Origin of the sequence: Falsiruegeria mediterranea M17, assembly GCF_900302455.1 — a bacterium.
Classification (GTDB): domain Bacteria; phylum Pseudomonadota; class Alphaproteobacteria; order Rhodobacterales; family Rhodobacteraceae; genus Falsiruegeria; species Falsiruegeria mediterranea.
Genome location: NZ_ONZG01000003.1, coordinates 323,190 through 334,977, shown reverse-complemented (window position 1 = coordinate 334,977; position 11,788 = coordinate 323,190). Strand labels below are relative to the sequence as shown.

Sequence of the window (11,788 nt, the reverse complement as noted above, 5' to 3'; positions counted from 1 at the left end):
CTTTGATCAAACTCTGAATGTCGCTTTTGGCCATGCTCTATTGGGGTTTGAATAAAAACCCCGTTTTAAGCTCGGAAAAATGAAAGGCTGGGCCTTACAAATCCCCGCGCAGGTGCCAAAGTTCAGGAAACAACTCGACCTCAAGCATGCGGCGCAGGTACTGCACTCCGCTGGTGCCGCCTGTGCCCCGCTTGAACCCGATCACCCGTTCAACAGTTGTGACGTGGTTGAAGCGCCAGCGGCGGAAGTAATCTTCGAGATCGACCAGTTTTTCGGCCAGTTCGTAAAGGTCCCAATAGGTTTTTGGGTCCTCATAGACCATCGTCCAGGCGCGTTGCACTTCGGGGTCGGATACATGCGGTGCATCCAGGCGGAACGCCTGCGGGTCAAAGACAATCCCGGTTTTGGCAGACAGGGCATCCAACGCCACGTGATAGAGCGATTTGCGCGCCAATTCATCCGCCAGCATCAGGTGCGATTCCGGCCGGTGTTCGTGCACTTTCATCATCGCCGGATTGCGATTGCCCAAGGAGAATTCGATCAGCCGGTATTGATGCGACTGAAAACCTGACGAATTGCCCAGCGCCTCGCGGAACGTGGTGTAATCACTTGGCGTCATGGTGCGCAGCACGTCCCAGGCCGAGTTCAGCTGATCAAAGATGCGCGCCACCCGTGTCAGCATCTTGAATGCGGGCCGGAAGTCATCGCCCTTCAGCAATTCACGCGCCGCAGCGATTTCGTGCAGTACCAACCGCATCCACAGCTCGGACGTCTGGTGCTGGATGATGAACAGCAGCTCGTCATGGGCGTCGGAATGCAACTCATGCGTGGCCAGAAGCTGATCCATATGCAGATAATCGCCATAGCTCATGTCCTTGGCATAGGACATTTTTGCGCCGTCCTGGCTGGGGTCATAGGCCTGTGTCATGGCATCAATCCTTGAGCAATTCAGTAAGAAGGGGGGAACCCGGACGGCCAATGGCCTCGACCACCGAGAAATGGTGCTGATCCGGTTCAAAAACGTTCGGAACCTGCCAGTGTTCTGACAGGACGCGGGTCTGGCGCACAAGCTCCGGGCGCTCAAGCGCGCCGACCCAGGCGGTCACATCCAAACCAGCGCGCTTGGGCAACAAGGCCGGGCTCTGCGCTTCGGCCTCGGATGCATCAAGATGCAGGGTGTTGTTCATCTTGGTCCACAGCAGGGGGCGCAAGTCATGGATTCCGCTGACCGAAATCACCCGGTCCAGCCGGTCTGGCCCAGGGCCATCCGCGCACGCCATACGCGACACCAGATGCCCGCCCGCCGAATGGCCGATCAGGCGCACCGGACCGTCAACCATGCCTGCGGCCTCCGAGGTGGCCGTCGCGATTTCGGCCACCATCTGCGACAGTCGAGCTTGCGGAGCCAAAGTGTAACTGGGGATCGCCAAAGCCCATCCGTGCGATAGGGGACCGGCGGCGAAATGGGACCAATAGCTCTTGTCCAGCATCTGCCAGTAACCGCCATGAACAAAGACGATCAGGCCTTTCGGCGTGCCCTCAGGCCGAAACAGATCAAACCGATTGCGGGCGCCATCACCATAGGGCAGATCAATCTCGCCTCTTGTTTCGCGATAAGTTTCTGCCTGTGCCGCCCAGGTTGCAGCCAGCTTGTCAGAGCCCGCAACATAGCCGGAATTGTCAAAGGCATCATCCCAGTCGATCATGTGATCCTCCCTGTCTTGGAAACAGCCTATTCTCGTGAGTCACTTATTTCAAGCTTAAAGGTTTATGCTTGAAATAATTCGCAGTCGGGGTATCGTAACCCCCAACAAAACCGTTTGCGGGAGGGAATCGATGCGCGTTGCATGTATTGGGGGCGGGCCTGCCGGGCTCTACTTTGCGATCTCGATGAAGCTGCGCGATCCCGCCCACGAGGTGACAGTGATCGAACGCAACAAGGGTGACGACACCTTTGGCTGGGGCGTGGTGCTCAGCGATGACGCGCTGGGGAACCTGACCACCAACGACCCCAAAAGCGCCGAGGCGATCCGAGCCAACTTTGCCTATTGGGATGACATCGCCGTGGTGCATGACGGCGTGCGCACGGTGTCGGGCGGCCACGGCTTTGCCGGGATCGGTCGCAAGAAGATGTTGCTTTTGCTGCAAGAGCGCGCCCGTGAGCTGGGTGTTGATCTGCAGTATGAGACCGAGGCCCGCCCAATTGCCGAATACCAGGCCGACTATGATCTGGTGGTGGCTTGTGACGGACTGAACTCGCGCGTGCGCAGCGACATGGCCGAGCATTTCAAGCCCGACGTCGACACCCGCGAATGCAAGTTCATCTGGCTGGGCACGCACCAGAAATTCGACGACGCCTTTACGTTCATCTTTGAAAAGACCGAGCACGGATGGGTCTGGGTCCACGCCTATCAGTTCGACGATGAAACCGCGACAGTGATCGTCGAATGCAGCCAAGAGACATGGGACGCTTTCGGGTTCGAGCACATGTCGAAAGAGGAAAGCGTCGCCACCTGCGAACGCATTTTTGCCGATCACCTGGATGGTCATCGCCTCATGTCGAATGCCAACCACCTGCGCGGTTCGGCGGTCTGGATCAACTTCCCCCGCGTGCTGTGCGAGAAGTGGCACCACGAGAACGTGGTGCTGATGGGGGACGCGGCAGCAACAGCGCATTTCTCGATCGGCTCAGGCTCGCGTCTGGCCTTTGACAGCGCCATTTCGCTGGCCACATTCCTACATTCGGAACCAACCCTCGAGCAGGCCTTTGTCCGCTATCAGGACGAACGCCGCCTCGATGTGCTGCGCCTGCAGTCGGCGGCGCGCAACTCACTGGAATGGTTCGAGCAGGTCGAACGTTATCTCGACATGGACCCGGTGCAGTTCAACTATTCGCTGCTGACCCGTTCACAGCGCATTAGCCACGAGAACCTGCGCCTCCGCGATGCAGAATGGCTTAAGTCTGCCGAAGGCTGGTTTCAAACCCGCGCAGGAGGTGAAGCTGAACCGGTCCGCGCGCCGATGTTTGCCCCTTACCGTTTGCGCGACATGGAGCTGCAAAATCGCATCGTCGTCTCACCCATGGCGCAATACAAGGCCGCGGATGGCGCCCCGACCGACTGGCATCTGGTGCACTATGGCGAACGCGCCAAGGGTGGCGCGGGACTGGTCTATACCGAAATGACCTGTGTCTCGGCCGAGGGGCGGATCACACCGGGTTGCCCTGGCCTCTATACGCCGGAGCATGAGGCCGCTTGGGCGCGTCTCACCAGTTACGTACACGACCACACCCCGGCCAAGATCTGCTGTCAGATCGGCCATTCGGGGCGCAAGGGATCAACCCAGCTGGGGTGGGAAAAGATGGACGCGCCTTTGAACAGTGGAAACTGGGAGATCATGTCGGCGTCAGCCCTGCCCTGGTCCGATGACAACGCCTCCCCCCGCGAAATGACGCGCGAAGATATGGACCGCGTGCGGAATGAATTTGTCGCAGCGGCGGAAATGGCAAATCGCGCCGGGTTCGACATGATCGAACTGCACGCGGCGCACGGCTATCTGATCTCGTCATTTATCTCGCCGGTATCGAACATCCGTATCGATGACTACGGCGGATCGCTGGACAACCGCATGCGCTATCCGCTTGAAGTGTTCACCGCCATGCGCGCTGCCTGGCCCGAGTCGAAACCGATGTCGGTGCGCATATCCGCCAACGACTGGGTGGGTGAGGCTGGCGTGACGCCGGAAGACGCGGTCGAAATCGCACGCCTGTTCCGTGCGGCAGGTGCCGACATCATCGACGTTTCGGCCGGTCAGACCACCACCGAGGCGCAGCCCGTCTATGGCCGCATGTTCCAGACACCTTTCTCTGATCGCATCCGCAACGAGGCCGGAATTGCAACCATGGCCGTTGGCAACATCTATGAGGCGGATCATGCGAATTCGATCCTGATGGCGGGGCGGGCCGACCTGATCTGCGTCGGTCGTCCGCATCTGGCCGATCCGTATTGGACCCTGCACGAGGCCGCGCGCATCGGCGACCGCCATGCCGATTGGCCCCTGCCCTATCTCGCCGGTCGCGATCAGGCCTGGCGCCTGGCAGACCGCGAAGCCGAGGCGGAGATCCGCGCGTGAGTGTCGAGGACAAACATGTCGTCGTAACCGGCGGCGGTACCGGCGTTGGTGCCGAAATCGCGCAAGCGATGGCCCATGCCGGAGCCCAGGTCACCATTTTGGGCCGCCGCGAGGGGCCACTGCGCGAGGTTGCAAAGCAACACAAGTTCATCGGCTGGATCACTTGCGACGTGACAGACGCAGAGGCCATGCGCGCGGCCTTCACCCAAGCGCGCGGATTAAATGGGCCGGTTGCGGTGGCCATCGCCAACGCGGGCGCGGCTGACAGCGTGTCCTTTGCCAAGATGAAAACCGAGCAGTTGACGGCGATGCTTCAGGTCAACTTGACCGGCGTCTTCAACACCTGGCAAGCCGCTCTTCCGGACATGAAAGCGAACGGCTGGGGCCGCATGATCGCCGTCGCCTCCACTGCAGGGCTCAAGGGTTACCCTTATGTCTCGGGCTATGTCGCGGCCAAACATGGCGTTGTTGGGCTGACGCGCGCGTTGGCGCTGGAACTGGCTCAGGCGGGGATAACCGTCAACGCCATCTGCCCCGGTTTTATCGAGACCCCCTTGCTGGATCGCTCGATCCAGAACATCGTGGACAAGACCGGGATGAGTGCCGAGCAAGCCGCCAAAACGCTCTACAAATCGAACCCGCAGCAGCGGTTCATTCAAACGGATGAGGTTGCGGGTACCGCGCTCTGGCTTTGCTCTGACGCCGCACGCTCGGTCAACGGCCACACCCTGAACCTTAGCGGAGGTGAAGTATGACATCCCCCGATCCCGAAATGACCCCCGAACCCGACAGCAAGGCCCGCCTGCGGTTGTGGCTGAAACTGCTCAAGGTGACCCGCTCGGTCGAGGCTGATCTGCGTGAAGCCTTGCGGACCGAATTCGCCTCGACCCTACCCCGTTTCGACGTGATGTCAGCTTTGAGCCGCCACGCCGAAGGGCTGAAGATGAGTGAGCTTTCGGGGCTGCTCAAGGTGTCGAACGGCAATGTCACCGGCATCGTCGAGCGGTTGGTCGAAGACGGGATCGCGCTGCGCGAGGCCGTCCCGGGTGACCGCCGCGCCAGCCGCGTGCGCCTGACCCGCAAGGGGGCTGAAGAGTTCGCGCGACAGGCATCGGAACACGAACATTGGGTGAATGAGCTGTTGGGCGCGCTGGAGGCTGAGGAAGCCACTGCCATGATCCTTCAGCTTGACCGGATTATCAGGGAGGAGGCGCAATGAACGCCGATACGACGCATTTCAATTGCTCCATCACGGACGGCATCGCCACGATTTCACTGGACCGGCCCGACCGCAAGAACCCGCTGACCTTTGACAGCTATGCCGAGTTGCGCGACTGGTTCCGCGACTTGCACTACGATGACGACGTCAAGGCGGTGGTCTTTGCCTCGAACGGCGGCAACTTCAGCTCGGGCGGGGATGTGCATGACATCATCGGGCCGCTGACAAAGATGAACATGAAGGAACTGCTGCGCTTCACCCGAATGACCGGCGATCTGGTCAAGGCGATGGTGAACTGCGGCAAGCCGATCATTGCCGCCATCGACGGGATCTGCGTGGGCGCCGGCGCAATCATCGCCATGGCGTCCGACCTGCGGATCGCCACGCCCGAGGCAAAGGTGGCGTTTCTGTTCACCCGTGTTGGCCTTGCTGGTTGTGACATGGGCGCCTGTGCCATCCTGCCCCGGATCATCGGTCAGGGACGAACGGCTGACCTGCTGTACACCGGTCGGTCGATGTCGGCGGATGAGGGCGCGGCCTGGGGCTTTCACAACAAAGTGGTTCCAGCCGAGGAGCTGGATGGTGCCGCTTTGAAACTGGCCGAACAGATCGCGGCCGGCCCAAACTTTGGTCACATGATCACCAAGACGATGCTGGCGCAGGAATGGTCCATGTCGATCGAACAAGCCATCGAGGCCGAGGCGCAGGCGCAGGCGATCTGCATGCAGACCGGGGATTTCGAGCGCGCCTATCGGGCATTCGTAGCGAAAGAACGCCCTGTGTTTGAAGGGGATTGAACCGATGAGATTGCGTGTTTGGCTGACTGCGGGACCGCCTCCGGCGACCGTACTTGCAACGAGAAGAAGCAGGGGACCACGTCATGGCTGATCGGAGCTTTTTGCAGTGGCCGTTTTTTGAGGAGCGTCATCGGGAATTGGCTGAGGCTCTGGATGCTTGGTGTGCAGAGCATCTGAAGGTGGACCATTCCAACATCGACGCGGCCTGTCGCAAACTGGTTGCTGACTTGGGCGCCGCGGGATGGTTGCAGCCGACAGCGGGCGACGTGCTGGACGTGCGCACGCTCGCGTTGATCCGCGAGACACTGGCGCGCCATGATGGACTGGCGGATTTTTCCTTTGCGATGCAGGGCCTTGGCACCGGGGCGATCTCGCTCTTTGGCACCCCTGAGCAGCGAGACGAATGGTTGCCGCTCACCCGCGCAGGCAAGGCGATTTCCGCTTTTGCACTGACCGAGCCGCAGTCCGGGTCGGATGTGGCGAACTCTACCATGACCGCGACGCTGGATGGGGATGGCTATGTCCTGAACGGCGAGAAGACCTGGATTTCGAACGGGGGGATTGCGGATGTCTACACACTCTTTGCCCGCACCGGAGAAGGACCAGGCGCCAAAGGGCTGAGCGCCTTTGTGGTGCCTGCCGGCTTGCCGGGGTTCGAGGTGGTGGAACGGCTGCAGGTGATCGCACCGCATCCATTGGCCACACTGCGATTCAATGATGTCCGCGTGCCGAAATCGGCCCTGCTGGGCGCGCCGGGACAGGGGTTCAAGGTGGCGATGGCCACTTTGGACGTGTTCCGAACCACCGTGGCCGCCGCCGCGCTTGGCTTTGCCCGGCGCGCGTTGGACGAGGCTTTGGCGCGGGTCAACGACCGCCAGGTGCAAGGCGCGCCGTTGTTCGAGTTGCAGATGGTACAAGGCCACATCGCCGATATGGCGATGGACGTGGATGCAGCCGCCTTGCTGGTCTATCGCGCCGCCTGGACCAAGGATTCAGGGGCTGCCCGCGTCAGCCGCGAGGCGGCGATGGCCAAGCTCTATTCCACCGATCAGGCGCAGCAGGTCATCGACAAGGCGGTGCAGCTGCACGGGGGCGATGGCGTCAAACACGGGCAGAAGGTTGAGGAGCTGTACCGTGATATTCGTGCCTTGCGCATCTACGAGGGCGCATCGGACGTCCAACGCGTGGTGATCGCGCGCCAAACGATGGGAGCGTTTCTGGGAGGGAACTGATCATGCTGGGACCAACAGCCCATAGCGATACATTTGCACGGGACAATCTACCCGCGCCCGACATGTGGCCCGAGTTTCACCTGGGCGGGTTCGATTATCCCGACCACATGAACATTGGCGTCGAACTGACCGATGCCATGGTGGACAAGGGCTTTGGCGATCACACCGCTCTGATCGGCAACGGACGGCGGCGTACCTACAAGGAACTTTCCGACTGGACCAACCGGCTGGCCCATGTGCTGGTCGAGGATCTGGGCGTGAAACCCGGCAACCGGGTGCTGATCCGATCAGCCAACAACCCCGCCATGGTCGCTTGCTGGCTGGCCGCTACCAAGGCGGGCGCGGTGGTGGTCAACACCATGCCCATGCTGCGCGCTGGAGAGTTGGCAGCGATTGTCGACAAAGCCGAGATTTCCTATGCGCTTTGCGACACACGGCTGATGGAAGATCTGGTGACCTGCGCCAAGGGTTCGCAGTTCCTGAAATCGGTGGTCGGTTTTGACGGCACTTCAAACCACGACGCCGAGTTGGACCGGCTGGCGCTGGAGAAATCGGTGCGCTTTGATGCCGTGGACACCGGGCGCGACGACGTCGCGCTTCTGGGCTTTACCTCTGGCACCACGGGCGATCCAAAGGCCACGATGCATTTCCACCGCGACCTGATGATCATTGCCGACGGCTACGCCAAAGAGGTTTTGGGCGTGACCGAGGATGACGTTTTCATCGGCTCTCCCCCGCTGGCGTTCACCTTTGGCCTGGGCGGTCTCGCGGTCTTTCCCCTGCGTTTCGGGGCGGCGGCGACGCTGCTCGAACAGGCAAGCCCACCCAACATGGTCGAGATCATCGAACAGTACAAAGCCACCGTCTGTTTCACCGCCCCGACCGCCTATCGCTTTATGCTGCAAGCGATGGAGGACGGCGCCGACCTTTCGTCCTTACGCGCCGCAGTCTCGGCCGGGGAAACCCTCCCTGCCCCTGTCTACGACGCCTGGATCGAGAAGACCGGCAAGCCGATGCTCGACGGGATCGGCGCGACAGAGATGCTGCATATCTTTATCTCGAACCGCTTTGACGACCACCGACCTGCCTGCACCGGTAAGCCTGTTAAGGGCTACGAGGTGCGGATCCTGGATGACGACGGTAACGCCCTGCCTGCTGGTGAAGTCGGCAAACTGGCCGTGCGCGGCCCGACCGGCTGCCGCTATCTGGCGGACGATCGACAGGCAGTTTACGTGCAAGACGGCTGGAACGTCACCGGCGACAGCTTTGTGATGGATGACGATGGCTATCTGCACTTTGCCGCCCGCAGCGACGACATGATCGTTTCATCCGGCTACAACATCGCTGGACCCGAGGTTGAGGCCGCGCTGCTGTCTCATCCGGCGGTCAGTGAATGCGGCGTGATCGCCGCTCCGGATGAAGCGCGCGGCCACGTCGTTGAGGCGCATATCGTGCTGACCGAGGGCGAAACGGGTGACGCGCTGATGGTCAAGACACTGCAGGATCACGTCAAAGCCACCATCGCCCCCTACAAATACCCGCGCAGTGTGAAGTTCATCGACGCCCTGCCCAAAACACAAACCGGCAAGATCCAACGCTTTCGCCTGCGCTCGGACCTGCACTAGACGGAGGGGCACCAATGGCCCATCAAATCATCCAACCCGAAGGCTGGGCCCCGGCCAAAGGCTATGCCAACGGCGTTCTGTCCAAGCACGGGCACCTGTATGTCGGGGGGCAGATCGGCTGGAACGCGGATCAGGTCTTTGAAACGCATGACTTCATCGGTCAGATGGAGCAGACCCTGCGCAACATCATGGACGTGGTCGAGGCCGCAGGCGGGCGCGCCGAGCACATCACGCGCTTGACCTGGTATGTGACCGACAAAAAGGAATACCTTGCCCGTCAGGGCGAAATCGGCGCGGTCTATCGCAAGGTCATGGGGCGGCATTTTCCAGCCATGGCGATGGTCGTGGTGGCTGGGCTGGTCGAGGATGACGCACTGCTCGAGATCGAGGCAACAGCCGTAATTGATTAAGAAACGCAGGGCGCATCACATGCGCCCTGCACGTTCTTACCCACGTCCGCGGTACGGCGGCACGCCTTGGTCCGGGATCCAGACGCTTTCGGGCATCGGCCCGGTCTGCCAGAACACGTCGATGGGAATACCCCCACGCGGATACCAATACCCCCCGATCCGCAGCCACTGCGGCGACAGGAACTCGGCCAGACGCCGCCCGATGGACACGGTGCAGTCCTCGTGGAAGGCGCCGTGATTGCGGAACGATCCCAGAAACAGCTTGATGGATTTGCTTTCCACCAGCCATTCGCCGGGCACATAGTCGATCACCAGATGGGCAAAGTCCGGCTGGCCTGTCATCGGGCAGAGCGAGGTGAACTCGGGCGCAGTGAACCGCACGTTGTACGCCACCTCCGCCTGCGGGTTCTTCACCCGTTCCAGTTCTGCCTCGTCTGGATTGGTCGGCATCACGGTTGCGCCACCAAGTTGCTTCAAATCGCTGTAAATGCTGTCAGTCATCAGCTCTCTCCAATTGTTGCGGTCAGACGCCGCGCTTGTTGCCCCAAACCAGCACGTGCAATTGCGGCAGCACGCGTGGGGTGAACCAACCGTCACCGGTGACTTTTTCGATCAACCACAGCAGCCGGTCGGTTGTAACCTGCAGGTCAACGGGCTGGCTGGGGTCAACCTCGGGATTGCCGGGCTGCAGATAGAGCGGCAGATCCGGGTGGTTTGCGGCCACCTGCTGTGCCCAAGTGTAATCCGCATCGTCAAAGATCACGATCTTCAACACAATACTGCGACACCCTTTGGCCGCGGTCAGGCAGCTTTCAAACGCCGCCCAATCCGGAGTTTCACCGCTGGATGGGGGTTTGGGGCTCAGGACCAGAGTGTCCAGATCAGCAAACCACGGCTTGGCGATCGACCCTTGAGTTTCGCAGGCTAAGCGATACCCCTCTGCCTTGCCCATGGCGATCACACCGGAGAAGTCCTGAATCGCCGGGTTGCCGCCGGAAATCGACACCGTCAGCGGACGCCCCCCGGACAGGTCACGCACCTGATCCCAAACGGCCCTGTCGGACAGAGGCGCCCATTCATGGCGATAAGCACTGTCGACCGCATGCATTGAATCGCACCAGCAGCACCGGTAGTCGCAGCCACCAGCGCGGATGAACACCGTGGGTTCCCCGATCAGGGCGCCCTCGCCCTGGATCGTTGGTCCAAAAATCTCGGCTATGCGCAGGGTCATGGGCGATACTCGGCCCATGTTTTTGGTGTCTCGGACACTTTCACCGCCGCCGTTTCCGGCCAACGCGCCTTGCACCATTCATAGAAATGGCGCGCCATGTTTTCGGCAGTGGTGGGCACGTCCAACACATCGTTCAGGTGTCGATGATCAAACGTATCATCGATATAGGACTTAAGCGGCCCCAACTCGTGATAGTCGCGCACAAACCCGTCGGCGTTCAGATCAGCCGCGGCCAATTCAACCACCACGATATAATTGTGCCCATGCATCCGGTGGCATTGGTGATCTGCAGGCAAATGGGTCAGCTGATGGGACGCGGAGAAATGGAACTCTTTGGTGATACGAAACATCATACCCCTTCCTTGTCCGCAATTGCCGTACGCCAGAAACCCGGGTCTTCGTAGACGGTTGGGTCTGAGACACCTGCCAAATCAAAGGCTTCACGCCGTTCGACACAAGTGCCACAGCGACCACAATGATGTTCGCCGCCCTTGTAGCACGACCAGGTGTCCGCGAATGGAGTCCCCACACGCGCCCCTTCGGTCACGATGTCCGCCTTGGAGCGATGCACAAACGGCGTCGACAGGGCCACATCGGCATATCCGTCCAAAGCGGCGCGCTGCATGGCATCGAAAGCCTCGGTAAAGGCCGGGCGACAGTCAGGATAGATGAAGTGATCACCCCCATGCACAGCCGTTGCCACGGCCTCGTCCCCGTTGGCGGCGGCAATCCCATAGGCAATGGTCAGCATGATCGCATTGCGGTTCGGGACCACGGTGACCTTCATTGTGTCCTCGGCATAGTGCCCGTCTGGCACGTCGATATCGTCCGTCAGCGCCGATCCCGTCAGCGCCGCCCCGATGGTGCGCATATCGATGATGTGATGCGGCACGCCCAACCGAGTGGCACAGGCTGCGGCATAGTCCAGCTCCTTGCGATGGCGCTGGCCATAGTCGAACGACACAAGCCGTGAGAGATTGCCTTCGGCGGCAATCGAATGCGCAAGCGAAACGGAATCCAGCCCGCCCGAGCAGATGACAATGGTTTTCAATTTTTCAGTCCTTGTTTTGATAGCCGGGTAGGCTGCGACCGGCGGCGGGGTGCATAGCGAAGAGAGAGACGATTGGCAACCATGGTTCGTTT

Annotated in this window: 13 protein-coding genes; 7 read left to right on the top strand and 6 right to left on the bottom strand. The window is 60.7% G+C overall.

From position 1 onward, the window contains the following. Positions 1-94 precede the first annotated feature (94 nt). Both TRM7615_RS07720 and TRM7615_RS07715 read right to left on the bottom strand, forming a co-directional pair. Complete coding sequence (locus TRM7615_RS07720; protein ID WP_108786321.1) at positions 95-928, bottom strand: tryptophan 2,3-dioxygenase; 834 nt, start codon at positions 926-928, stop codon at positions 95-97. A gap of 4 nt (positions 929-932) precedes the next feature. Then, positions 933-1,706, bottom strand: coding sequence for a hormone-sensitive lipase (locus tag TRM7615_RS07715; RefSeq protein ID WP_108786320.1), 774 nt, complete (start codon positions 1,704-1,706; stop codon positions 933-935). Between the two features lie 130 nt (positions 1,707-1,836). On the opposite strand from TRM7615_RS07715, the gene TRM7615_RS07710 reads away from it, so the two are divergent. From TRM7615_RS07710 to TRM7615_RS07680, 7 genes are all read left to right on the top strand, one after another. Next, entirely contained in the window at positions 1,837-4,131 is a 2,295-nt protein-coding gene (locus TRM7615_RS07710) for a bifunctional salicylyl-CoA 5-hydroxylase/oxidoreductase (RefSeq protein ID WP_108786319.1), read from the top strand. Continuing rightward, positions 4,128-4,886: an SDR family NAD(P)-dependent oxidoreductase gene (locus TRM7615_RS07705; RefSeq protein WP_108786318.1), complete on the top strand. Its 759-nt coding sequence runs from the start codon at positions 4,128-4,130 to the stop codon at positions 4,884-4,886. The genes TRM7615_RS07710 and TRM7615_RS07705 overlap by 4 nt, the downstream gene beginning before the upstream one ends. Then, a complete protein-coding gene (locus tag TRM7615_RS07700; RefSeq protein WP_108786317.1) occupies positions 4,883-5,350 on the top strand; it encodes a MarR family winged helix-turn-helix transcriptional regulator in 468 nt (155 codons plus the stop codon). The genes TRM7615_RS07705 and TRM7615_RS07700 overlap by 4 nt, the downstream gene beginning before the upstream one ends. Next, on the top strand, positions 5,347-6,147 hold the full coding sequence (locus tag TRM7615_RS07695; RefSeq protein ID WP_108786316.1) for an enoyl-CoA hydratase family protein: 801 nt from the start codon (positions 5,347-5,349) through the stop codon (positions 6,145-6,147). Before TRM7615_RS07700 ends, TRM7615_RS07695 begins: the two co-directional genes overlap by 4 nt. 83 nt (positions 6,148-6,230) lie before the next feature. Beyond that, positions 6,231-7,379, top strand: a complete 1,149-nt coding sequence (locus TRM7615_RS07690) for an acyl-CoA dehydrogenase family protein (RefSeq protein ID WP_108786315.1) — start codon at positions 6,231-6,233, stop codon at positions 7,377-7,379. 2 nt (positions 7,380-7,381) lie between these two features. Next, complete coding sequence (locus TRM7615_RS07685) at positions 7,382-9,004, top strand: AMP-binding protein (RefSeq protein ID WP_108786314.1); 1,623 nt, start codon at positions 7,382-7,384, stop codon at positions 9,002-9,004. Between the two features lie 14 nt (positions 9,005-9,018). Next, complete coding sequence (locus TRM7615_RS07680) at positions 9,019-9,414, top strand: RidA family protein (RefSeq protein ID WP_108786313.1); 396 nt, start codon at positions 9,019-9,021, stop codon at positions 9,412-9,414. Positions 9,415-9,450: 36 nt separating this feature from the next. Here the strand turns inward: TRM7615_RS07680 and queF are convergent, their stop codons facing one another. From queF to queC, 4 genes are read right to left on the bottom strand one after another with little or no spacing between them, the layout of a single operon-like run. After that, positions 9,451-9,915: a preQ(1) synthase gene (gene queF / locus TRM7615_RS07675; RefSeq protein ID WP_108786312.1), complete on the bottom strand. Its 465-nt coding sequence runs from the start codon at positions 9,913-9,915 to the stop codon at positions 9,451-9,453. A gap of 22 nt (positions 9,916-9,937) precedes the next feature. Beyond that, the gene (queE, locus tag TRM7615_RS07670) at positions 9,938-10,645 is read right to left on the bottom strand and encodes a 7-carboxy-7-deazaguanine synthase QueE (protein ID WP_108786311.1); all 708 of its coding nucleotides are present in this window, start codon (positions 10,643-10,645) and stop codon (positions 9,938-9,940) included. Further along, on the bottom strand, positions 10,642-10,995 hold the full coding sequence (queD, locus tag TRM7615_RS07665) for a 6-carboxytetrahydropterin synthase QueD (protein WP_108786491.1): 354 nt from the start codon (positions 10,993-10,995) through the stop codon (positions 10,642-10,644). Before queD ends, queE begins: the two co-directional genes overlap by 4 nt. Continuing rightward, positions 10,995-11,696 carry a 7-cyano-7-deazaguanine synthase QueC gene (gene queC, locus TRM7615_RS07660; protein WP_108786310.1) on the bottom strand — a complete coding sequence of 234 codons (702 nt, stop codon included), beginning with the start codon at positions 11,694-11,696 and terminating at the stop codon, positions 10,995-10,997. The genes queD and queC overlap by 1 nt, the downstream gene beginning before the upstream one ends. Positions 11,697-11,788 lie beyond the last annotated feature (92 nt).

What these genes read in the sequence shown, in the direction of transcription:
- queE (WP_108786311.1), bottom strand. Translation starts at nt 10,645, where the DNA reads ATGACCCTGCGCATAGCCGAGATTTTTGGACCAACGATCCAGGGCGAG.
- TRM7615_RS07685 (WP_108786314.1), top strand. Translation starts at nt 7,382, where the DNA reads ATGCTGGGACCAACAGCCCATAGCGATACATTTGCACGGGACAATCTA.
- TRM7615_RS07710 (WP_108786319.1), top strand. Translation starts at nt 1,837, where the DNA reads ATGCGCGTTGCATGTATTGGGGGCGGGCCTGCCGGGCTCTACTTTGCG.
- TRM7615_RS07715 (WP_108786320.1), bottom strand. Translation starts at nt 1,706, where the DNA reads ATGATCGACTGGGATGATGCCTTTGACAATTCCGGCTATGTTGCGGGC.
- TRM7615_RS07720 (WP_108786321.1), bottom strand. Translation starts at nt 928, where the DNA reads ATGACACAGGCCTATGACCCCAGCCAGGACGGCGCAAAAATGTCCTAT.
- queD (WP_108786491.1), bottom strand. Translation starts at nt 10,995, where the DNA reads ATGTTTCGTATCACCAAAGAGTTCCATTTCTCCGCGTCCCATCAGCTG.
- TRM7615_RS07695 (WP_108786316.1), top strand. Translation starts at nt 5,347, where the DNA reads ATGAACGCCGATACGACGCATTTCAATTGCTCCATCACGGACGGCATC.
- queF (WP_108786312.1), bottom strand. Translation starts at nt 9,915, where the DNA reads ATGACTGACAGCATTTACAGCGATTTGAAGCAACTTGGTGGCGCAACC.
- TRM7615_RS07680 (WP_108786313.1), top strand. Translation starts at nt 9,019, where the DNA reads ATGGCCCATCAAATCATCCAACCCGAAGGCTGGGCCCCGGCCAAAGGC.
- TRM7615_RS07700 (WP_108786317.1), top strand. Translation starts at nt 4,883, where the DNA reads ATGACATCCCCCGATCCCGAAATGACCCCCGAACCCGACAGCAAGGCC.
- TRM7615_RS07690 (WP_108786315.1), top strand. Translation starts at nt 6,231, where the DNA reads ATGGCTGATCGGAGCTTTTTGCAGTGGCCGTTTTTTGAGGAGCGTCAT.